22 protein-coding genes are annotated in these 21401 nt (G+C 70.1%); 11 read left to right on the top strand and 11 right to left on the bottom strand.

What is annotated here, in order from left to right; translation table 11 throughout:
* Nucleotides 1–102 precede the first annotated feature (102 nt).
* Genes apaG through speG form a run of 3 tightly spaced genes read left to right on the top strand, consistent with a single transcriptional unit; the run spans nucleotide 103 to nucleotide 2263 of the window.
* Entirely contained in the window at nucleotides 103–495 is a 393-nt protein-coding gene (apaG, locus tag FV242_RS06490; protein WP_147908818.1) for a Co2+/Mg2+ efflux protein ApaG, read from the top strand.
* A 35-nt stretch (nucleotides 496–530) separates the two neighbouring features.
* The gene (argE, locus tag FV242_RS06485) at nucleotides 531–1700 is read left to right on the top strand and encodes an acetylornithine deacetylase (RefSeq protein WP_147938358.1); all 1170 of its coding nucleotides are present in this window, start codon (nucleotides 531–533) and stop codon (nucleotides 1698–1700) included.
* The gene (gene speG / locus FV242_RS06480; protein ID WP_147908816.1) at nucleotides 1697–2263 is read left to right on the top strand and encodes a spermidine N1-acetyltransferase; all 567 of its coding nucleotides are present in this window, start codon (nucleotides 1697–1699) and stop codon (nucleotides 2261–2263) included. The genes argE and speG overlap by 4 nt, the downstream gene beginning before the upstream one ends.
* A 50-nt stretch (nucleotides 2264–2313) precedes the next feature.
* Here the strand turns inward: speG and FV242_RS06475 are convergent, their stop codons facing one another.
* The 4 genes from FV242_RS06475 to FV242_RS06460 all read right to left on the bottom strand — a co-directional run bounded on the left by FV242_RS06475 (nucleotide 2314) and on the right by FV242_RS06460 (nucleotide 7275).
* Nucleotides 2314–3411, bottom strand: a complete 1098-nt coding sequence (locus FV242_RS06475; protein WP_147938357.1) for a hypothetical protein — start codon at nucleotides 3409–3411, stop codon at nucleotides 2314–2316.
* Nucleotides 3412–3583: 172 nt separating this feature from the next.
* Nucleotides 3584–4609: an Hsp33 family molecular chaperone gene (locus FV242_RS06470; RefSeq protein ID WP_147938356.1), complete on the bottom strand. Its 1026-nt coding sequence runs from the start codon at nucleotides 4607–4609 to the stop codon at nucleotides 3584–3586.
* 317 nt (nucleotides 4610–4926) lie between these two features.
* Nucleotides 4927–5907 carry an ornithine carbamoyltransferase gene (gene argF / locus FV242_RS06465; RefSeq protein WP_147938355.1) on the bottom strand — a complete coding sequence of 327 codons (981 nt, stop codon included), beginning with the start codon at nucleotides 5905–5907 and terminating at the stop codon, nucleotides 4927–4929.
* A 177-nt stretch (nucleotides 5908–6084) separates the two neighbouring features.
* Nucleotides 6085–7275 (bottom strand): aspartate aminotransferase family protein, encoded by a 1191-nt coding sequence (locus FV242_RS06460; protein ID WP_147938354.1) that lies wholly within the window; start codon nucleotides 7273–7275, stop codon nucleotides 6085–6087.
* Between the two features lie 270 nt (nucleotides 7276–7545).
* Between FV242_RS06460 and FV242_RS06455 the strand changes: the two genes are divergently transcribed.
* The 4 genes from FV242_RS06455 to FV242_RS06440 all read left to right on the top strand — a co-directional run bounded on the left by FV242_RS06455 (nucleotide 7546) and on the right by FV242_RS06440 (nucleotide 11321).
* Nucleotides 7546–8019 (top strand): RidA family protein, encoded by a 474-nt coding sequence (locus FV242_RS06455; RefSeq protein ID WP_147938353.1) that lies wholly within the window; start codon nucleotides 7546–7548, stop codon nucleotides 8017–8019.
* A gap of 2 nt (nucleotides 8020–8021) precedes the next feature.
* A complete protein-coding gene (locus tag FV242_RS06450; protein WP_147938352.1) occupies nucleotides 8022–8771 on the top strand; it encodes a glycerophosphodiester phosphodiesterase family protein in 750 nt (249 codons plus the stop codon).
* A 124-nt stretch (nucleotides 8772–8895) separates the two neighbouring features.
* Complete coding sequence (locus FV242_RS06445; RefSeq protein ID WP_147938351.1) at nucleotides 8896–10164, top strand: GNAT family N-acetyltransferase; 1269 nt, start codon at nucleotides 8896–8898, stop codon at nucleotides 10162–10164.
* Nucleotides 10161–11321: a M20 aminoacylase family protein gene (locus FV242_RS06440; protein ID WP_147938350.1), complete on the top strand. Its 1161-nt coding sequence runs from the start codon at nucleotides 10161–10163 to the stop codon at nucleotides 11319–11321. The genes FV242_RS06445 and FV242_RS06440 overlap by 4 nt, the downstream gene beginning before the upstream one ends.
* A gap of 9 nt (nucleotides 11322–11330) precedes the next feature.
* Here FV242_RS06440 and FV242_RS06435 read toward each other — a convergent pair whose 3' ends face one another.
* Genes FV242_RS06435 through FV242_RS06420 form a run of 4 tightly spaced genes read right to left on the bottom strand, consistent with a single transcriptional unit; the run spans nucleotide 11331 to nucleotide 14158 of the window.
* On the bottom strand, nucleotides 11331–11885 hold the full coding sequence (locus FV242_RS06435; RefSeq protein ID WP_147938349.1) for a TetR/AcrR family transcriptional regulator: 555 nt from the start codon (nucleotides 11883–11885) through the stop codon (nucleotides 11331–11333).
* Between the two features lie 5 nt (nucleotides 11886–11890).
* On the bottom strand, nucleotides 11891–12358 hold the full coding sequence (locus FV242_RS06430; protein ID WP_147938348.1) for a nuclear transport factor 2 family protein: 468 nt from the start codon (nucleotides 12356–12358) through the stop codon (nucleotides 11891–11893).
* Nucleotides 12359–12417: 59 nt separating this feature from the next.
* Nucleotides 12418–13239, bottom strand: a complete 822-nt coding sequence (locus FV242_RS06425; RefSeq protein WP_210248924.1) for a helix-turn-helix domain-containing protein — start codon at nucleotides 13237–13239, stop codon at nucleotides 12418–12420.
* 10 nt (nucleotides 13240–13249) lie between these two features.
* Nucleotides 13250–14158, bottom strand: coding sequence for an alpha/beta hydrolase (locus tag FV242_RS06420; protein ID WP_147938346.1), 909 nt, complete (start codon nucleotides 14156–14158; stop codon nucleotides 13250–13252).
* Between the two features lie 533 nt (nucleotides 14159–14691).
* On the opposite strand from FV242_RS06420, the gene FV242_RS06415 reads away from it, so the two are divergent.
* The 4 genes from FV242_RS06415 (at nucleotide 14692) to FV242_RS06400 (ending at nucleotide 19490) form a co-directional block, all read left to right on the top strand.
* On the top strand, nucleotides 14692–15297 hold the full coding sequence (locus FV242_RS06415) for a PAS domain-containing protein (protein WP_147908803.1): 606 nt from the start codon (nucleotides 14692–14694) through the stop codon (nucleotides 15295–15297).
* A gap of 338 nt (nucleotides 15298–15635) precedes the next feature.
* Nucleotides 15636–16799 carry an MFS transporter gene (locus FV242_RS06410; protein WP_147938345.1) on the top strand — a complete coding sequence of 388 codons (1164 nt, stop codon included), beginning with the start codon at nucleotides 15636–15638 and terminating at the stop codon, nucleotides 16797–16799.
* A gap of 64 nt (nucleotides 16800–16863) precedes the next feature.
* Nucleotides 16864–19050 (top strand): primosomal protein N', encoded by a 2187-nt coding sequence (locus FV242_RS06405; RefSeq protein ID WP_147938344.1) that lies wholly within the window; start codon nucleotides 16864–16866, stop codon nucleotides 19048–19050.
* 77 nt (nucleotides 19051–19127) lie between these two features.
* The gene (locus tag FV242_RS06400) at nucleotides 19128–19490 is read left to right on the top strand and encodes an STAS/SEC14 domain-containing protein (protein ID WP_147854795.1); all 363 of its coding nucleotides are present in this window, start codon (nucleotides 19128–19130) and stop codon (nucleotides 19488–19490) included.
* 6 nt (nucleotides 19491–19496) lie between these two features.
* On the opposite strand, the gene FV242_RS06395 is transcribed toward FV242_RS06400, so the two are convergent.
* The 3 genes from FV242_RS06395 to FV242_RS06385 form a co-directional block, all read right to left on the bottom strand.
* Nucleotides 19497–19886 carry a hypothetical protein gene (locus tag FV242_RS06395; protein ID WP_147938343.1) on the bottom strand — a complete coding sequence of 130 codons (390 nt, stop codon included), beginning with the start codon at nucleotides 19884–19886 and terminating at the stop codon, nucleotides 19497–19499.
* 597 nt (nucleotides 19887–20483) lie between these two features.
* Nucleotides 20484–20690: a Trm112 family protein gene (locus tag FV242_RS06390; RefSeq protein ID WP_147854793.1), complete on the bottom strand. Its 207-nt coding sequence runs from the start codon at nucleotides 20688–20690 to the stop codon at nucleotides 20484–20486.
* 13 nt (nucleotides 20691–20703) lie between these two features.
* Nucleotides 20704–21369, bottom strand: coding sequence for an LON peptidase substrate-binding domain-containing protein (locus tag FV242_RS06385; protein WP_147938342.1), 666 nt, complete (start codon nucleotides 21367–21369; stop codon nucleotides 20704–20706).
* Nucleotides 21370–21401: the final 32 nt, after the last annotated feature.

Raw genomic sequence — 21401 nt, 5'->3', positions numbered from 1 at the left:
CCGCAATTGACGCCGATTTCACTGGCCACTACCACCGCCAGTGAAGCGCGTTCAATTCGTCTTCATCGAATCGCACCGTTCGAAGAAGGGCCTAATAGGGCGATGTACAAGGCCGAGACGCGGGGAATTCGTGTGACCGTTGAGCCCCGCTTCGTCGAGGAGGAATCCTCGCCGAATGAAAGTCGTTACTTCTTCGCCTATACGGTCGAGATCGTGAACACCGGCAGCGAGCAGGTGCAGCTGCGCTCCCGGCACTGGCGCATCATCGACGGGCACGGGGCCTGCCAGGAAGTGCGAGGCACGGGCGTGGTCGGCAAGCAGCCGGTGCTAGAGCCCGGCGAGTCCTTCTGCTACACGAGCGGCTGCCCGCTCAACACGCCCGATGGCCTGATGGCCGGCAGCTACACCATGGCGACGGTGGCCGGCGAGAGCTTCGAGGCCGAGATTCCCGCCTTCTCCCTCGACAGCCCGCACGTCCGCCGCAGCCTGCACTGAGGTCCCGGCTCCGGGGTCTCGCTCCGGAGGGACCTATGTCTGGGATCGGCGAGCGGCTCAGCCCGCTCGACATGCTCGCTCGCCTCGTGTCGTTCGATACCGAGAGCGACAAACCAAACCTCGCCCTGATCGATTCCGTCTGCGCCTATCTCGACGGTTGGGGTGTCCGTTATCTGCGCCTGCCGAACGCGGCCGGCGACAAGGCCGCCCTGTTCGCCACGATCGGCCCGATGGTCGACGGCGGCGTCGTGCTCTCCGGCCATACCGACGTGGTCCCGGTGGCGGGCCAGGCCTGGACCGGCGACCCGTTCACCCTGCGCGTCGCCGACGGGCGGGCCTACGGGCGTGGCGCCGTCGACATGAAGGCCTTCGACGCCCTGGCGCTGGCGCTGGTGCCCGACATGCTGGCCGCCTGCCTCACGCGGCCGATCCACATCCTGCTGTCCTACGACGAGGAGACCACCTGCCTCGGCTCGTTGGATGCGATCACGCGGTTCGGTGCCGACCTCCCGCGGCCCGGCGCCGTGATCGTCGGGGAGCCGACCGGCATGGAGGTCGCGGACGCGCACAAGAGCATCGTCACCTGCCTGACCACCGTACACGGCCACGAGGCCCATTCGGCACGGCCGGCGCTGGGGGCGAACGCGGTCGCGGCGGCTTGCGAGCTGGTCGCCGGCCTGAATCGGATCGCCGACCTGATGATCGAGCGCGGCGACGCCTCCGGGCGCTTCGATCCGGCCGCCACCACGGTCCATGTCGGGACGATCCACGGTGGCACGGCGCGCAACATCCTCGCCAAGGAGTGCCGCTTCCTCTGGGAATACCGCGGCCTGCCGGACCTCGACCCGGCCGAGGTTCCGCGCCTGTTCGGCGAGGTGGTCGAGCGGGTGACGCGCGAGCGTCTGAACCGCTACGGTGAGTACGGGCGAATCGAGACGCTCGAGGAGGTCGACATTCCTGGGCTCGCACCAGATCCAGGCTCAGAGGCCGAACGGCTGTGCCTGCGGCTCGCGGGGCGCAACCGCACCATCGCGGTGCCCTACGCCACGGAGGCCGGTCGCTTCCAGCAGGCCGGGATCGCGACCGTCGTCTGCGGCCCCGGCGACATCGCCCAGGCCCACCAACCCGACGAGTTCATCACCCTCGACGCGCTCGGCAAGGGCGAGCGGTTCCTGAGGGCCCTGATCGAGGCTTGTGCGTCATGAACGCGCTGATCGGCATCACCATCAAGCTGCGCCCGCTGGAACGCGAGGACCTGCGCTTCGTCCACCAGCTGAACAACAACGACAGCATCATGCGCTACTGGTTCGAGGAGGCCTACGAGTCCTTCGCCGAGCTGCAGCAGCTCTACGAGCGCAACATCCACAACCAGACCGAGCGCCGCTTCATCGTGGCCGATCCGAGCGGCGAACCGGCGGGGCTGATCGAGCTCGTGGAGATCAACCACCTGCACCGGCGCTGCGAGTTCCAGATCGCGATCCACCCCAGCTTCCAGGGCCGTGGCTATGCCTGGCAGGCGACCCGGATCGCCATGGATTACGCGTTCAGCGTGCTCAACATCCACAAGCTGTACCTGCACGTGGACCGGGACAATGCCCGGGCCGTGCGCATCTACGAGCGCTGCGGCTTCCATCCCGAAGGCGTACTCAAGGACGAGTTCTTCGTGAACGGACGCTATCGCGACGCCGTGCGGATGTGCCTGTTCCAGCCGGATTATCTCAAGAACCGCGGCAGCGGCGACATCGCCGAACCGGTGCTGAAAGTCTGATCCCGCGGCGGATGCGGGAGGGGCCGCGCGGACCCCTCCCGGACCTCTGCTTAGTTGCGGCCGGCGCCGGGCTCGCGGCCGACCCTTCCGGCTCCCTGCGCTGCGCCACCTTGAGCGCCACCGGCATTCATGCCGCCGCGCTCGGTGTTGCCCATCCGGCCACCGTCGTTGTTGGCCGGCCGCGCGCCACCCTGCTGGTCGCCGCGCTCGGAGGCATTGCGGATGCCGTCCTGTCGGCCGCCCCGCATGTCGCCGCTACGCGTGCCGTCGTCCCGGCCCTGGCGATTGGCCGTCCGATCCCTGTCGCCGCCGTCAGTATTGCGGGCGCCGTCGCGTTGATCGCGACGGTCCGTGCGGACGCCGGCGCGGGTCTCGGCCCTGAAGCCGGCATTGACCGTGCCGCCGCCGCTCAAGCGACGGTATTCATCGGAGCCGTAGCGCACCCTCTGGCCGCGGATCGTCACGAACCGCTCCTCGCGCACCGACACTAGGCGGCGATACTCGGGCGAGCCGTACACGACACGCTGGCCCCGGATGGTCACGAAGCGTTCCCGCGGCCGGCTCTCGCGGACGCCGACGAGGCGGCGGTACTCGGGCGAGCCATAGAGGACGCGCTGCCCGCGGATCACCACGTACCGGACCCGAGGCCCCCGATTCTCGGTGACGATCAGGCGGCGGTACTCGGGCGATCCGTAGACCACCCGGTGGCCGCCGATCACCACGAACCGGCCCTCGCGGCGGACGCCGCCTCCGACTCGATCCGACCGGACATCGGTCCGGCGCTCCGTGCGGCTCTCGCTGCGCCCACCCCGGATCTCGGCGCGCTCGCCCCGCCCACCATCCCGGCCGCCGCGCGCACCGGCTTCCGATTCGGCCCGCCCGCGATCCTGGGCTGCCCGGTCACCGGAAGCTCGGTTGCCGTTCCCACCCTGCGCGGCCCGGCCGCTCTCCGCACCGGTGCGTCCCGCTGCCGCCTGATCGGCGGCCTGTGACGCGGTCCGGTCGGACCCGGTCCGCAGGCTCGATTCCGAGCCGCCGGCTTCGGCCCGGCCGGCCATCCCGGTGCCGCGATCGGCCCCGCCCGGCTGCTGCGCATAGGCCGAGGTGCTGATCAGCAGCGCGGCCAACCCGATCGACAACGTTCGCATGGCGTCTCCTCCGATATTGAAGCAGCCACGCAACGTCGAAGGTCCGAAAACGGTTCTGTCCGGGATCCTTAAAAATTCGCGCATCGAATACTGAGGTGTCAGCGTTTCGCGCGGAGAAGCTTGACCGTTATAGGTAGCCAAGACCGGAAGATCGGTCTTGCTGGCTGGGTATCTACTGGTTCGATTGCGCGCCGATCTCGGCCTCGACCTCCTGCGGGTCGAGGTCGTAGCGGCGGGAGCAGAATTCGCAGGTGATGACGATGCGCCCGTCATCCGCGATGATGTCGCGCCGCTCCTGGGCCGAGAACGAGCGGATCATGCCCATGACGCGCTCCTGGGAGCAGCGGCAGGCCTCGTGCACCGGCTGACGGTCGAACACACGCACGCCGCGCTCGTGGAACAGCCGGTAGAGCAGGCGCTCGCTGGACACGTTCGGATCGACCAGCTCGTGGTCCTCGACCGTGCCGACGAGAGAACGCGCCTCGACCCAAGCATCGTCCTCGACAGCTTGACCGGACAGATGCGTATGCCCCTCCGGGATGTCGCCCGGCGGCAGATCGGCGAGGCGGGCGCGGTCGATCGACTGAGGCAGGAACTGCACGATCAGGCCGCCGGCCCGCCACCGGGCAGCCCCCTCCTCCACCGCCTCGGCGACCGCGAGGCGCACCTGGGTCGGGATCTGCTCGGACTGCCGGAAATACTGGTGCGCAGCCTCCTCCAGGCTCTGGCCTTCGAGGGCGACGACGCCCTGGTAGCGGCTGGACGCGGAGCCCTGGTCGATGGTCATGGCGAGGTGGCCCGCACCGATCAGGTCGGCGTCCTTCAGCGGGCGCTCGCCCAGGGCGGCGACCCGGTCGGCGTCGAACCGCGCGGTGGCGCGCAGGCGATCGGGCGCCTCGAAGTCGACGACGATCATCGCCACCGGACCGTCGGTCTTGGTCTGGAGCTGGAAGCGGCCCTCGAACTTGAGCGACGAGCCCAGCAGCACGGTCAGGGCGGCGGCCTCGCCCAGAAGCCGGGCGACGGCATCCGGGTAGCCGTGACGGCGCAGGATCGTATCCACCGAGGGGCCGAGCCGGACCAGCCGCCCGCGTACGTCGAGGGCTTCCACGGCAAAGGGCAGTTCGGCATCGTCCGCGCCGTCATGGCCGTTGCCGACCGCCTGCACCTGGGATTGCGACTCTGTTCCTGAGGTCATGCCCGCTCCGATCGATCCATTCGGCGCCCGCGACGGCCGCTCCGACAGGCCGGGGCGCGGGTCCCGCTCCCGCAGGGAGGGGAATGGCGTGAGGAAGTGGACCCGTCTGGAGCGATCTGTTCCCTCACCCCGCCCGCGCCGGCACGGGAGAAGGGGCGCATCGCGCCACATCCGTCGCCGGGATGCTGCCGTCCGGCAGCCGTGATGGGGAGGCGGGCCGCGAAAGCCGCCCGCTCACCCGTATATGGGGCGGCATTCCGACATTCGCGACCGCCCCGCCTCGAAAATCGGGACCGGTGCGGTGCGCGAGCCTGCGTTCAGGGCGTCTCCGCGCCCAGGCACCAGGCCAGGATCCCCTTCTGCGCGTGCAGGCGGTTCTCGGCCTCGTCGAACACCACGGAGCGCGGCCCATCCATGATCTCGGCCGTGACTTCCTCGCCGCGGTGGGCCGGCAGGCAGTGCATGAAGATCGCGTCCGGGTTGGCGGTCGCCATCAGCTTGGCGTTCACCTGATAGGGGTTCAGCAGGTTGTGGCGGTGGCCTTCGTCGTCGTCGCCCATCGAGACCCAGCAATCCGTCACCACGGCGTCGGCGCCGGCCACGGCCGCGAAGGCGTCGGTGCCGACATTGACCGTCGCGCCTTCGCGCTTCGCCCAGGCGATCAGGCCGGGCGGGGGGGCGAGCTCGGGCGGGCTGGCGATGTTGAGACGGAAATCGAGCCGCGCGGCCGCGTGGACCCAACTCGCCAGGACGTTGTTCGAATCACCCGACCACGCCACCGTGCGGCCCTTGATCGGCCCGCGATGCTCCTCGAAGGTCATCACGTCGGCCATGATCTGGCACGGATGCGAGACCTTGGTCAGCGCGTTGATCACCGGCACGGTCGCGTGCTCGGCCAGTTCCAGCATCTGGCCGTGGTCGAGGATGCGGATCATGATCGCGTCCACGAAGCGCGACAGGACCTGGGCGGTGTCGCCGATGGTCTCGCCCCGGCCGAGCTGCATCTCGGAGCCGGTCAGCATCAGGGTCTCACCGCCGAGTTCACGCATCGCCACGTCGAACGAGACGCGCGTCCGGGTCGAGGGCCGGTCGAACACCATCGCGAGGGTCTTGCCGACCAGGGGGCGCTCGGCGGCGCGCTCACCCTTGCGGCGGCGCGCCTTGATGGCGGCGCTCGCGTCGAGCACCCCGCGCAGCTGCGCTCCGGAGAAGTCCTTGAGGTCGAGGAAGTGGCGGGGGCCGGCACCGTTCAGGTGCGGGACTGGGGCACGCGCCCGGCCGTCAATCTGGGCTTTCATCGCGTCACGTTCGCTAGAGCCTGCTCCACGATCACCTGATCATGAACGACACTCTATCTCCTGGTGAGGGGCATTCTCGTCACGCACGGCGGGATCGACCGTGCCCGAAAATGCTTCGCACCACCCGGCACCGGAACGCGGCGCTGGGCGGTGATTCGTAGAAGCGGGATCGGCCTGCTATTCGGCCGCCCCGCGCAGAGCTGCGAAGGAGGAGGCGGCCTCGTCCAACCGCCGGACCGCCTCGTCGATCTCGCTGTCGCCGACGATCAGCGGTGGCAGCAGGCGGACGATGTTGTCGCCCGCCGGGATAACCAGAAGGTGTGCGGCCCGGGCGGCGGCGGCAAAATCCGTGTTCGGCACGCCGAGCTTGAGGCCGAGCATCAGTCCCTCGCCTCGGACCTCTTGGAATACGTGCGGGTGGCGGTCGCGCAGGGCGGCCAGCTTCTGCTTGAGCAGCAGCCCGGCATGGGCGACGCGGTCGAGGAACCCATCCGCCAGCACCACGTCGAGAACGGCGTTGCCGACCGCCATGGCGAGCGGGTTGCCGCCGAAGGTGGTGCCGTGGCTGCCGGCAGTCATGCCGCGGGCTGCCTCGCGGGTGGCGAGACAGGCGCCCATCGGGAAGCCGCCGCCGATGCCCTTGGCCACGCTCATGATGTCCGGGGTGATGCCGGACCATTCGTGCGCAAACAGCTTGCCGGTGCGCCCGACACCAGTCTGGACCTCGTCCATGATCAGCAGCAGGCCGTGCGCGTCGCAGATCTCGCGCAGGCGGCGCAGCTCCGCATGCGGGATCACCCGCACGCCGCCCTCGCCCTGGATCGGCTCGATCATCAGGGCGGCCGTCTCCTCGCCGATCACGGCCTCCAGAGCCGCGAAGTCGCCGGCCGGGACCTGATCGAAGCCTTCGACCTTGGGGCCGAACCCCTCGATGTATTTCTGCTGGCCGCCGGCCGCGAGGGTCGCCAGGGTCCGGCCGTGGAAGGCGCCCGCGAAGGTGACGATCCGGTAGCGCTCCGGATTGCCGCCGGCCGCGTGATACTTCCGGGCGATCTTGATCGCCGCCTCGTTGGCCTCCGCCCCCGAGTTGCAGAAGAACGCCACGTCCGCAAAGGTCGCGTCCACGAGGCGCCGCCCGAAGCGCTCGCCGCCCGGGATCTCGAACAGGTTCGACGTATGCCAGATCCGGCTGGCCTGCTCGGTGAGCGCGCCGACAAGGTGCGGATGGGCGTGGCCGAGGCCGTTGACCGCGATGCCGGCGCCGAAATCGAGATATCGCTCCCCGGCCTCCGTCACGAGCCAGGCGCCCTCGCCGCGCTCGAAAGCGAGCGGCGCGCGGACGTAGGTCGGCAGAAGGGCTGACGTCACGGATCCCGTCTCCGTCTCTCAAGGCACCGGAGCAAGCATTGTGCCGGCTCCAAATGAAAGTGCCGCCTCGTTATGGGCGGCACGCGCGCGATTACTATGAAACGTCCGGCTCCTGTCAACGTTGCGACGTCGGTTCAGGGTGCGCGGCAGCTCTGCGCGATGCTTGCGCGGATCGGATTTCAGCGGTGTGACACCCGGCCGATGCCCTTGCGCGGCAGGGTGCGGACATGCTCCTGCTGCCGCAGATTCGAGTTGGCGCGGAAGAATCCCATGAGCACGATCAAGGACCGTCTGGAGAACCTGGGCCTCACCTTGCCGAAGGCGGCGGCACCGGTGGCCAACTACGTGCCGTTCGTGCGCACCGGCAACCTCGTGGTCATCTCCGGCCAGGTCTGCTTCGGCGCGGACGGGACCATCGCCCCCGAGCACAAGGGCAAGGTCGGCGGCAACGTCTCGGCCGAGGCCGGCAAGGCGGCGGCTCGGCTCTGCGCCCTCAACGTCCTGGCTCAGCTCGAGGCTGCGGTGGGTGACCTCGACCGGGCCCTGGAGCAATGCGTGCGGCTGGGCGGCTTCATCAATGCGGCCCCGGGCTTCTCCGCGGTCGCCGGGGTGATGAACGGCGCCTCCGACCTGATGGTCGAGCTGCTGGGCGACAGCGGACGCCATGCCCGCTCGACGGTCGGCGTCGCCGAATTGCCCCTCGACGCCGCGGTCGAGGTCGAGGCGATCTTCGAGGTCCGCTGAGCGTGGCGGCGACCGACTGGCTCACCGCGCGGCCGATCGCCCATCGCGGGTTGCACGACCGGGCGGCGGGTCGGCCGGAGAACACCCTGGCTGCTGCCCGTGCGGCGGTGGCGGGGGGCTTTGCCATCGAATGCGACGTTCAACTGAGCGCCGATGGCGAGGCGATGGTGTTCCACGACGCGGCGCTGGGCCGGCTGACCGGGGCGAGCGAGGCGATCGGGACCAAATCGGCGGCCGAACTCGGGGCGCTCGTTGTCGGCGGGACCGCCGAGACGATCCCGACCCTGTCGGCCTTCCTGGCGGCGGTGGCTGGGGCGGTCCCGGTCGTGATCGAGGTCAAGTCCCGCTACGATGGAGACCTGCGGCTGGCGACCCGTGCGGCGGAGATCGCCGTGGCTTCGGGCGGCCCCGTGGCGATGAAGTCCTTCGACCCGCAGGTGGTGGCCGCCTTGCGGGATCTCTGCCCGCCCGCAATGCCCCGTGGGATCGTGGCCGAGACCACCCAGGACGACCCTGCCTATGCCGCCCTCCCCTGGGCGACGCGCCGGGCCCTGTCCAACCTGCTGCACTTTTCGGAGTCGCGGCCCGACTTCCTGTCCTGGCGGGTCGACGACCTCCCCTGCGCGCCGACCTACCTGTGCCGGCTCCTCAGCCGCATCCCGGTGATGGCCTGGACGGTGCGGACCGAGGACCAGCGCATCCGCGCGGGCGCGCACGCGGACCAGATGGTGTTCGAGGGTTTCGTCCCGTGATCGATGCGGGCCTTTCGGTTTTGCCGCCCGACGGTGTGACGCCGTCGTCCATCTGACAAGTCCGCCGGGCAGCCGCGCGCATCCGCCCGCTTGCCCGGCTGCCCGCCCCGGCTAGATTGGGCGAATGAAGCAAACACCCGGGCCGGCGCCGGAGACCTCCTCGCTCACCGTGCGGGCGATGACCGGCTTGAAGGAGATCGGCGCCGCGGCCTGGGATGCCTGCGCGTTCTCCTCCGAGACCTTGGCGGCGGGCGACGAGACTCACAACCCGTTCGTCTCGCACGCCTTCCTGTCGGCGCTGGAGGAATCCGGCTGCGTCGCGCGCAAGACCGGCTGGCTGCCGCTCCACGTGGCGGTGGAGCGCGAAGGTACGCTGCTCGGGGTGGCGCCTTGCTATCTGAAGTCGCACAGCCAGGGCGAGTACGTGTTCGATCACGGCTGGGCCGATGCCTACGAGCGGGTCGGCGGCGCCTATTATCCGAAGCTGCAGGTCAGCGTGCCGTTCACCCCCGTGAGCGGCCCGCGTTTCCTGATCGCCCCGGGCGCCGATCCGGACGAGGCGACCGCCGGGCTGGTCGCCGGCCTGCGGGCGCTCCGGGCCGAGACCAAGGCGTCGTCGATCCACGTCACCTTCATGCGCGAGGCCGAGTGGGAGCGGGCCGGAGCCGCTGGCTTCCTGCAGCGCACCGACCAGCAGTTCCACTGGGAGAATGCCGGCTACGCGAGCTTCGACGATTTCCTCAACGCGCTCGCATCCCGAAAACGGAAGACCATCCGCAAGGAGCGTCGCGACGCGCTAGCCCCCGGGATCACCGTCGAGCACCTGACCGGCGCCGACATCACCGAGGCCCATTGGGATGCGTTCTACGCCTTCTACATGGATACGGGCGCGCGCAAATGGGGGCGGCCCTACCTCAACCGCCGGTTCTTCTCGCTCCTGTCCGAGCGCATGGCCGACCGGGTTCTGCTGATCATGGCCCGCCGCGGTGACGCCTACATCGCCGGCGCGATCAACCTGATCGGCGACACGGCGCTGTACGGACGCAACTGGGGCTGCATCGAGGACCACCCGTTCCTGCATTTCGAGATCTGCTACTATCAGGCGATCGACTTCGCGATCCGCCGCGGGCTTAAGCGGGTCGAGGCCGGGGCGCAGGGGGAGCACAAGCTGGCCCGCGGCTACAGGCCGGTGCTGATGCACTCCGCCCACGACATCGCCGACCCGGCCTTCCGCCGGGCGGTGGCCGATTATTTGCAGCGGGAGCGCGCCCACGTCGCCGAGGCGGTCGACGTCCTCGACACGCTCACGCCGTTCCGGCGCACCGAGGCGGACGCCGTCGGCGACGCTGAGGCCCGGTCCACGCCTTCGTCCCCCGAGAGCCCGAGCACATGAGCCCGATCGACCACATCAAGACCTATGCCGACGAGCTGACGGCCCTGCGCCGCGACCTGCACGCCCACCCGGAGCTGGGCTTCGAGGAGGTACGCACGGCCGGCATCGTCGCCGATCTCCTGGAGCAGTACGGCTGCGAGGTGCATCGCGGCGTCGGCGGCACCGGCGTGGTCGGGCTCCTGAAGGGCCGCACCGATAACGGCCGCCGGATCGGCCTGCGCGCCGACATGGACGCCCTGCCGATCGAGGAGGAGACCAACCTCCCCTATCGCTCGACCTACACGGGCAAGATGCACGCCTGCGGTCATGACGGCCACACGACGATGCTGGTCGGCGCGGCGCGCTACCTCGCCGAGACCCGCGACTTCGACGGCACGGCCGTGTTCGTGTTCCAGCCCGCCGAGGAGGGCCGCGGCGGCGCCCGGGCGATGCTGAAGGACGGGCTGTTCGAGCGCTTCCCGTGCGACGAGATCTACGGCCTGCACAACCAGCCGGGCGGCGGCCACGGGCGGATCAAGCTGCGCCCCGGGCCGCTCATGGCGGCGGCCGACTTCTTCGACATCAACATCCGTGGCCGGGGGGCGCACGCCGCCCATCCGCAAGGCGGCATCGACCCGATCGTGATCGCCACGGGGCTCGCCCAGGCGCTCCAGTCGATCGTCTCGCGCAACGCCGACCCGCTGAAGTCGATCGTGCTGTCGATCACCCGGATCTCGGCCGGCTCGGCCTACAACGTCATCCCGGAGACGGCGCAGCTGGCCGGCACGATCCGCACCTTCGATCGGGAACTGCGCGCGCTCGCCGGAACTCGCATGCGCGAGCTGGCCGCGGGCTTCGCCGCCGCGTACGGCGCCGAGATCAAGGTCGATATCCACGACATGTTCTCCGTTCTGGAGAACGCACCCGAGCAGGCGGCCGCCGCGACTGCGGTGGCGACCGAACTCTTCGGACCCGACAATGTCGAGGCGGATGCGGCCCCGAAGATGGGCAGCGAGGATTTTGCCGACATGGCCCAGGCTGTGCCGGCCGCGTATGTCTGGCTCGGCTCGAACCCCGGTCCGGGCCTGCACAATGCCAGCTACAATTTCGACGACTCGGTTATCCCGATCGGCAGCGCCTTCCTGGCCCGGATGGTCGAGAGCCGCACCGCCGCCTGAGACGACGCCTCAGCCCGCTGCGGTCGCGATCCGCGACCGCAGCGCGGCCAGCGCGCGGGTGAAGACCGCCGGCTCGTCGAGCGCCCGCGCGAGCACGATCGCCCCCTGGATCTGCGCGACGACGTCCTCGGCCAGCGCCGTGCTGGCTTCCGCATCGTGCCCTGCACGCAACAATGCGTCGGCGAGGGCGGCGACCCAGCGGGCGAAGTAGCTCCGCACCGCCTCGGCGAACAGCTCACGGCCGCTGCCGAGGGCCAGGACGCCGACGAGGCAGACCCGCTGCCCCGACCGGAAATAGGTTTGGACCGACGCGAACATCTCCCAGATCGCGGTCTCGGGCCGGTCGGCCTCGCGCAGCGGCCGGTATACGTTGGCCTCGAACCACGCGTCGATCTCCGCGAGCACGCAGGCTGCCATCTCGGCCTTCCCGCCCGGGAAGAGGTGGTACAGGCTGCCTTTGCCCAGGCCGGTGGCCTTGCCGATCAGCGCGAGGCTGGCGCCCGCGTAGCCGTGCTCACGAAAGACCTCCGCGAGCGCCGGCAGAATCTCGCTGCGCACCGTCACCGTGCCTAGAGGCCCAGGTCGCTCAGGCCCGGATGATCGTCGGGGCGCCGGCCCAGCGGCCAATGGAACTTCCGGTCGGCGGCGGCGATCGCCAGATCGTTGATGCTGGCGATCCGGCGGCGCATCAGCCCGTGCGCGTCGAACTCCCAGTTCTCGTTGCCGTACGAGCGGTACCATTGCCCGCCCGCGTCGTGCCACTCGTACGCGAAGCGCACGGCGATCCGGTCGCCGCCGCAGGTCCAGAGCTCCTTGATCAGCCGGTATTCGCGTTCGTGCGCCCACTTGCGCTGGAGGAACGCCACGATCGCCGCGCGCCCCGACAGGAACTCGCTTCGGTTCCGCCACACGCTGTCCGGCGTGTAGGCGAGCGAGACCCGCTCTGGATCCCGCCCGTTCCAGGCATCCTCGGCCATGCGGGCCTTTTGGGCGGCGGTCTCCGCGGTGAAAGGTGGAAATGGCGGGCGGTCCGACATCAGCGTATCCTCACGGTTTGTACCGATTGGTACAAACGTGGACGCATCGGGAGCTCGCGTCAACCGGATCGGCTCGCCTTGCGGGTCGGTACAGCTCGTCCAAAGGCAGCGGCGGGATCCGCGCCCTGGGTCCGATAGGCGGCCGGGGCTGCACCGATGATCCGGCGGAACATGGCCGCAAAGGCGCTGGGCGTCTCGTAGCCCAGCGCGGCCGCGGTTTCGGCGACCGATCCGCCTCCAACCAGCATCGGCAACGCGGCCAGGACGCGGGCCTGCTGACGCCAGACTGAGAACGGGACCATCAGCTCTCGTTCCGCCAGCCGCGCCAGTGTTCTCGGCGAGGCCCCGGCATCCCGGGCGAAGGCCGCCATGTCCCGCCGGTCGCCGGGACGCGCCAGGATCGCGTCGCAGACACGCCGGAGCCGCGGGTCGTCCGGCATCGCCAGGCAGAACGGGCATCGCGGGAGCGCGGCGACCTCATCGAGCAGGACATCGAACAGGCGGCCTTGCCGCCCGCCCCGATCGTCCGCCCGGCCATCGCGGATCGCCCGCAGGATCAGTTCGCGCAGGAGCGGTGTCACCGCGAGACCGGTCGGCACGTTCGGCAGGTCGGCCGGCACGGCATGGTCGGCGACGTAGAAGGTCCGAAGCGAAACGGCGCCGCGGGCGCGCATGGCGTGCTCGACGCCGGCTGAGACCCACAGGGCCCGCTGCGGCGGTACGATCCAGAGACTGCCCGCCGCGCGGATTTCCATCACCCCGGCCATCGCGTAGATCAACTGCGCGCGTGCGTGACAATGCGGGCCGACGATCCCGCCATCCGGGTAGTCGCGGCCGAGGCAGATCACCTTCGAGCTTGGCTGAGAGGCGGGGCCGAACACCGGGCGATCGTCAGGCGGTCGGCCGCGCGCCGAGACGAGCGATGAAGAAGTCCCGGGCGGCGCAGCTGGTGCGATCGAAGTGCCGGACATACGGATCGAAATGACCGCCCGGCACCAATACCAGATCTTTTGGCGGCAGGGCGCGCTGATAGGCTTCAAGGCACAGGGCGGTGGCCGTGAGACCGTCGTCTTCGGCCACGATCATCAGCAGCGGTGTCGGGCTGATCCGGGTGATGTGCACGCCCGGCTCGTTCTCGCGGGACAGTTCGGCGCTGCGCAACGTCACCGCATTCCGCCAGGCCGGTGCGAAGGCTTGAGTGCCGGTGAAGAAGGCGTGGCCGTCCTGTCCCGGCATCGCACAGGGTTGGCGCGGATCGTCCGACACCGCTAGCAGCATGGCCGGCTCCTCGCCGCGGAAGCGCGCGGAGCGGTCGGCCTCGAAGCGACGGAGCTGGGCCGGCACGAGATCGGCACGGGTCCGGCGCTGTGCCGAGCTCGAGCCGCTGATCTGTGGCACCTGCGCGACGACGCATCGGACCCGGCGGTCGATCGCCGCGACCTCGATCACGTGGCCCCCGCTGAAGCTGGTGCCCCAGATCCCAATGCGGTCCGGATCGATCCAGGGAATCGTCTGTGCGAAACTGATCGCATCCCGGTAGCCGCGCTTCTGCGCCGTCGGATCGACCTCCTGCCGGGGTAGCCCGTCGCTGGCGCCGAAATGGGCGTGGTCGTAGACCAGGACGCCGAGACCGGCCGCCGCGAAAACCTCTGCGTAACGATCGAGATACTGCTCTTTCACCGCCGAGAAGCCGTGGGCCATCACCACGGCCGCAGCGGACGCGCCCTTCGGTGTGTCCGGCCGATAGAGCCAGCCCCGCAAGGTCCGGCCCTCCGAACTGAACGCAACATCGCTTCGCATCGGTCGCTCCCTCGATCGCCGAAGCATCGTGCCGGACCTTGCTTAGGTCGGCGCGGTGAACCCGGTCAAAGATGGCGCCGTTTCGGCCAGAGATCCCTGTCGCCCGATGGCGCCGTCCACCGTCGACAGCCAGGCCGATCGGTGCAACTCTGGCACGCAAAGCGCCGCGGAGCGCGGCCCGGCGGACCGGGCGATACGATCGGGGAGGCTCATGGCGTCGGACATCCAAGAATCGCGGGCTGCGCTCATTCTTCTGGCGGTTGTGGTCGGGGCGGTGCTGCTGTTCGGCGCGTTCACGCTGGTCACGCAGATCGGCTGAAGCCCGCGCATGAAGTACAACCGTCGCGCGTCCATTGACATGGCGCGAAACCGGGGACGGTTCGTCGGTCGGCGGGAATAACCTCAATCCATCAGTAGAATGACCGGGAGAGCATTGAGGTTGCGGTGTTGAGTTAACCGCCTCTTAATTCCATCATGGGTTGTATGACTGCGAAGAATGCGTGCGAGGGGCACGCCGGTTTCGGAGATCGCCCATGGTTGTCGACGCGATCAAGCGCCCGCGCGGCCTGCCGGTGGATCTGTCGGCAGCCCTCGACGCGTCCGGCGTGATCGGCGCGTGGTCGTGGTCGCCCCGGTCCGATCGCTGCACCCTCGATGCCGGCGCCGCCGACGTGCTCGCGGGCGATCCTGGCCTCGCCGGGCGGCCGATTCCGCTGGAGATCGCGAAGGCCTGCGTCCATCCCGAGGACCGGCCGGCGGTGGTGCGGCAGTTCCAGGCGGTCCGCGAGCGCGGCGGCCTGTTCGTGGCCGAGTACCGCACGCTCTCGCCGGCCGGCCAGGTCCGGTGGATCCTCGACCGCGGCCGGCTGCCGGCGGGCTCGTCGAGCCGGCGGACCGGGCACGGCATCATCATCGACGTGACCGACAGCCGGCTCGAGGATGAGCAGGCCGCCCCGTTGCCGGTCGAGCCGCTGGATGCGCTCTCGGTCGCCATCGACCGGGCCCTCGAATGCCGCGACGCGCTCGAAGGAGTCGCGGATACCGAACTGCAATTGCTGATCGATATGCTGCTGCTGCGCCTCGGGCAGAGCATCGCCAAGACCCCCGCCGCCGCGGCGGCAGGCCGGCGCGGGCATTGACCGATCGCGGGGGCGGCTCCTCGGCACCCTGGCACAGGATCGCGCGCGGAAGCGCGGAAGCGCGGACCGGATCGGCCTTCGGCGAGGATATCGGCCCCTCGGCAAACGAGAGGGCCCGCTTCGAGACGTTGTTTGCGAAGGCCGCGCGATTGCAAGGCGCGGGGGCGTAGGGGCGGCTGATTGCTGACCCGGTTGAACGGGCGATGCATCCGGAGCAGTGATTTGCTTCGGCGATCCGGATGCTGTTGTCTGGCCGTTGTCGGAGCGACCCCGGTCTCTCTTCGATCGGACCTCTATGTCGCCCTGCCCGCCGCACGCATCCTGACGAGGCTGCTCCGATGGATCCCGGCGCGCGCGACACCGCTCGGCGGGGTGGTCTGTCCCGCTTCCTCGTTTTGTACGTTGCCCTGTACGGGGCCTACGGTTTCCTCTCCCCGATCCTGCCGGGCTTTCTCGCGGCGCGTGGGCTGGAGCCGGGGCAGATCGGCACCCTCCTGGCAGCCGCCGGCGCCCTGCGGCTGGTGATCGGCCCCCTGGCCGGCGCCTTCGCGGACCGGAGCCGGGCCGGCCGTCCCGTCCTGGCGGCGAGCATCGCGCTCGCGGGTCTCGCCGTCCTGGCGCACCTGCCCGGCGTCGGGTTCTGGCAGCTCCTTGGGCCGGCCCTGCTGTACGCGGCCGGAACCGCCGCGCCTGCGCCGCTGGCCGACGCGCTGGCGCTCGCCGCCGCCCGGGGCGGGGCCGTCTTCCAGTATGGCTGGGTCCGGGCGGCCGGCTCGGCCGGCTTCATCGCCGCCACCGGCGCCGCCGGCTGGCTGATCGCCGCGTCCGGCTTGTGGGCCGCGCTGGTGGCGAGCGGGGGCCTGTTCATCGCCGCTTCGGGTGCGGCCCTGGCGCTGCCGGTCCGCGAAGGCGAGCAAAACGGCCCCATGCCGTGGCACAACTTCGCGGTTCTGCTGCGGCTGCCGCGCTTCCTGCGCGTGGTCTTCGCGGCTTCGCTGGTGGTCGGCGCCCACGCCATGCATGACGGTTTCGCCATGATCCTGTGGCGCGCTGCTGGAATTGGAGCCGGCACCGCCGGACTGCTCTGGTCTGGATCGGTGGCGGCCGAGGTGCTGGTGTTCCTGTTCGCCGGACCCTGGCTCCTGGCGCGGATCGGGCTCCCGGCCGGAATCGCGGTCGCGGCGCTGGCCGGCGCCCTGCGCTGGGCGGCGCTCGCCTCGACCACAGCGATCCCCGTCCTCGCGGGTGCGGAGGTCCTGCATGGGCTGAGCTTCGCCCTGCTGCACCTCGCCTGCCTCGGCCTGATCGAGGCCGCGACGCCCCCGGAACGTCGGGCCACCGCGCTGGCACTCTACGGGACCCTGGGCCTCGGCCTGTCCGGCGTGCTGGCGACGCTGGCCTCCGGCGCGCTCTTCGGCGCCTTCGGGGCACCGGCCTTCTGGGCGATGGCGGCCATGAGCCTCGCCGCCCTGCCGCTGGTGCCGGGTCTGCGGGACGGCTGAAGCCGCGGGTTCTTTTCCCGGCCCTGTGGTACGGACCCGGAACGGACCCGCCCGATACGCCCGCATGCCCTTTGTCGCCGAGATCCTGATCCCGCTGGCGCTCGATGCGCCTTACAGCTACGCCGTGCCCGGCGGCCTCGACCTCGCGGTCGGCGACGTGGTGCAGGTGCCGCTCGGGCCCCGCGAGATCGTGGGCGTCGTCTGGGGCTTGGCCGAGACGGCCGGCGGCTCGAACCTGCGCCCCGTGACCGGCACCCTCCCCTACGCACCGCTCTCGGAGCCGCTGCGCAGTCTGGTCGACTGGATCGCCCGGTACACCCTCGCCCCGAAGGGCTCGGCGCTCGCCATGGTGCTGCGCCTGCCCGACGAGGCCGCCGCCGCCGAGACCGCCCGGGTTGCGGTGCGCCTCACCGACAAGCCGCCCTCACGGCCGACCGCGGCGCGAGCCAAGGTCGTGGCGACGGCCGCGGACCGTGCGCTGCGCGGCAAGAGCGCGCTCGCCAAGGAAGCCGGGGTCTCGCTCTCGGTAATCGACGGCCTGATCGACGACGGCGTCCTGGAGACCATCGCGGTCGAGCCCGAGCCGGTCGCCCTGCCCCCCGAGCCGGACTTTCCGCGCACGCCGCTCTCGCCCGCCCAGGCCGAGGCGGTGACGGAACTGGTCGAGCCGTTCCCGTGGCTGCAACCCGACGCGGAGGCGGCCGACAACCGGCCGATCCTGCTCGAGGGCGTCACCGGCTCCGGCAAGACCGAGGTTTATTTCGAGGCGGTCGCGGCCTGCGTCCGGGCGGGGCGCCAAGCGCTGATCCTGATGCCCGAGATCGCCCTCACGGCGCAGTTCCTCGACCGGTTCGCCCAGCGCTTCGGGGTCCGGCCGGCGGCCTGGCATTCCGGCATCGGCGGCAAACGCCGCGAGCGACTGCGGGCCGCGGTGGCGGCCGGCGAGGCTCTGGTGGTGGTGGGCGCGCGCTCGGCGCTGTTCCTGCCGTTCGCCCGCCTCGGCCTGATCGTCGTCGATGAGGAGCACGAGGCGGCCTACAAGCAGGAGGACGGCGTCCACTACCACGCCCGCGACATGGCGGTGGTGCGCGGGCGCCTGGAGGGCTGTCCGGTGGTGCTGGCCTCGGCGACGCCGTCGATCGAGACCCGGGTGAACGCGGCGCGCGGGCGCTACCGCCACGTGCTGCTGCCGGAGCGGTTCGGCGGGCGGCGCCTGCCCGACATCGCCGCCATCGACATGCGCAAGGACCAGCCCGAGCGGGGCCGCTTCCTCAGCCCGCCGCTGGTCAACGCCGTGAAGCATACCCTGGAGCGGGGCGAGCAGGCCTTGCTGTTCCTCAACCGCCGGGGCTACGCACCGCTGACCCTGTGCCGGGCCTGCGGGCACCGCTATCAGTGCAAGAACTGCTCGACCTGGCTCGTGGAGCACCGGTTCCGGCGGGCGCTCGTCTGCCATCAGTGCGGCTACACCGAGCGGCGGCCCGACGCCTGCACCGAGTGCGGCACCTTCGACAACCTGACCGCGTGCGGCCCTGGCGTCGAGCGGATCGCCGAGGAGGCCGCCGCGCTGTTCCCGGACCGGCGCATCGTCGTGCTGTCGAGCGACTTTCCCGGTGGCGCCGACCGCCTGCGACAGGAGCTGGAGGCGGTGGCGGCCGGTGAATGCGACCTCGTCATCGGCACGCAGCTGGTGGCCAAGGGCCACAACTTCCCGAGCCTGACCCTGGTCGGCGTGCTGGACGCCGATATCGGACTGACCTCTGGCGATCCGCGGGCGGCGGAGCGCACTTTCCAGCTGCTTCAGCAGGTCACCGGCCGGGCCGGGCGCGGCGACAAGCCCGGCCGGGCGCTGGTCCAGACCTACCAGCCCGAACACCCGGTGATCGCCTCCCTGTTGTCGGGGGATGCGGAGCGCTTCTATCAGGAGGAGATCCACGCCCGCGAGGCGGCGGGGCTGCCACCGTTCGGGCGGCTCGCCGCGCTGATCGTCTCGGCCGCCGAGCGGGAGGTCGCCGAGGCGCACGGACAGGCGCTCGCCCGCGCCGCCGATCCGCCGGAGGGTGTGATGGTGCTGGGGCCCGCGGAGGCGCCGCTCGCCTTGGTCCGGGGCCGCTACCGCTTCCGGCTGCTGGTGAAGACGGAGCGCAACATCGACATGCAGGCCTATCTGCGCGCCTGGATCGCCCGCGGCCCGAAGGTGCGTGGCAACGTCCGGGTCGCGATCGATGTCGACCCGCAGAGCTTTTTGTAAGACAGTGCGGCCACGGGCAGCGGACCCGCGGCCGGAGATCGGCGGCGGGACGCGTGCGGTTCCCGGAGGAGCGATCAGTGCTGAGCTATACCAAGACGCCGGACTCGAACGTCGCCGAGATCGTGGTCGACGGCAAGATCTCCGACGAGGAGATGAACGCCGCGATGAATGCCATGAAGGCGGACCTCGACAAGGGCGGCAAGATCAAGCTGCTCGAGGATATCCGCGCCTTCGAGGGCATGGAGCCGGCCGCCTTCTTCAAGGACCCGCGCTTCGGCATCTCGATGATGAAGAGCGTCAGCCATGTCGCCCTGGTGACGGATGCGCCCTGGCTGAAGGCATTGGCCGAGACCTTCAATTTCGTCTCGCCGACCCAGATCAAGGTGTTCGAGCGCGCCCGCCTCGCCGAGGCGCGGACCTGGCTCGCCGGCGCCGCCTGACCGTCGTCAGTCGGCCTGCGCGGTGCGGTCGTTCCTGCGCCGCGCGGTCCAGTGGCCGGAGCATAGGGTGGCGACCTTCCAGGTGCCCGAGCCGGTACCGGCCTGAAGCCGCCCGGTTCCGGTCCCGCTCGCCGTCCCGGTGGTGACGGCGAGACCGACGCTGCCGTCGGCGCCGACATGGCCGCTCACCCGGGCTCCTGCCTCGCCCGAGACCAGCCGAACCTGGCCCTCGCGGATCGCCAAGGCGTAGGTGTAGCGGGCGTTGCATAGCCCGCTCTCGGTCACGAGTTCCACCGACCACGTTCCGTTGTTCGCGCCCGGTGCGGCGTGGGCCGACGGGGATATGGGGGAGAACAGGCCGGCGGCGAGAGCCGCGGCGGCGACCAGTTTGATCATGCGGGTATCTCTTTCAGCAAAGCGCGCGCCGCCCGTCATGGCGCGCTGGGTCACACTCGTCGATGGAGGATGACGCGATGCTGAATGAGGGAAGCGGCAAGAGTATGGCTGCACGGTTTTTCGGTGAGATCAGGATCTGCGCCTCGATGAGGCGGAAATAGTCACGCCGCGCTCTGCGATTGCTTGGCCGTATCATTGATTGGGGAACGTTCATCCACGCCGTCCTCGAAGGCGGCGTGTGGAACGGGTGCGCCCGGGCCCGGCGTAGCATTCTTCTCGACCCGCGCCCGGATTTTCAGATTGCGCCTTGGCACGGGGAACAGACGCGCCCGCCCATACCGTCGAGCTCGTGCATCGCAGGGCGAGGCATCGGTCCCCCGCGCCGGCGCGAGAGACGAGATGTCCATTTCGGGCTGGACAGCGCGACGGCAGGATGAAGAAAAAGTCCTCTGCCGTCAGGGAGAGGAGGTGCGGCGCACCTGGCGGAACGCGCTGCGTGACCGTCGCAGCCCGTCCCGGAGCGGCAGTACGAGGCCGGTGTTTCGTCGAGCGGCGCGGACCATGTCCGCCCGACCGCGTGTCCCGGCCCCGCGCGTCTCAATCCGTCAGTGAGCGCGCCTCTTCCGGCAGCATGATCGGGATGCCGTCGCGGATCGGGTAGGCGAGCTTCGCAGAGCGGCTGATCAGTTCCTGGCGGGCGGAATCGTATTCGAGCGTGCCCTTGGTCAGCGGACAAACCAGGATCTCAAGGAGCTTGGGGTCCACGCGGGTCGCCTCGACGGTGGTTGTGAGGTCGTTGGTCATCGGTCGTGCGAGCCTATTGCATCGTCGGCTCGGGGCCGGAGCCGCGAACCAGTTCCATCTGCGTGACCGCGATCAGGATTTCCGCCCGGGTCTTAAGGTCGGGGGCCTCCAGCATCGCCTGCTTCTCGCGAACGCCGAACGGACTCATCATGCAGAGGGCGTTGACCAGCGCCTCGTCTGGCGCCTCGTCGATCCCGTCCCAATCCACCTTCAGATCGTTCGATTCCACGAAGTCGCGCAGTGCCTTGAGGACGCCGTCGCGGTCGACCAATTCCTCGCCCGCCCGCGCCTCGAAGTCCACCGCGAAGTCCTCGTAGGAGACGTGGCAGCGGCGGTAGGTGCTGGTGGAGGCCAGCTCGCTCTCGACCCGGAACCGGCTGATGCCGGTCAGCGAGACGAGGTAACGGCCGTCGCCGGTCTCGGCGTATTGCGTGATCCGTCCCACGCAGCCGACCCGGTAGAGCTTGGGGTTCGCCGCCCCCGACCCTTCCGGATCGGGCTGGATCATCCCGATCACCCGATCCGTGCGCATCGCGTCGTCGATCATCGACAGGTAGCGTGGCTCGAAGATGTTCAGGGGCATCTGGCCGCGCGGCAGCAGCAATGCGCCGGGCAGCGGAAAGACTGGGATGACCGCGGGGCAATCCGCCGGGCCCTTGTAGCTCGCATGGGTGCTCATGGCGCCTCCCGGATGGGCCTGATGCTGGGGCG

Source organism: Methylobacterium sp. WL64, assembly GCF_008039945.1.
GTDB lineage: Bacteria > Pseudomonadota > Alphaproteobacteria > Rhizobiales > Beijerinckiaceae > Methylobacterium.
Note: the sequence above shows the minus strand (reverse complement) of the source record. Positions and strands in the feature narration are given on the sequence as shown.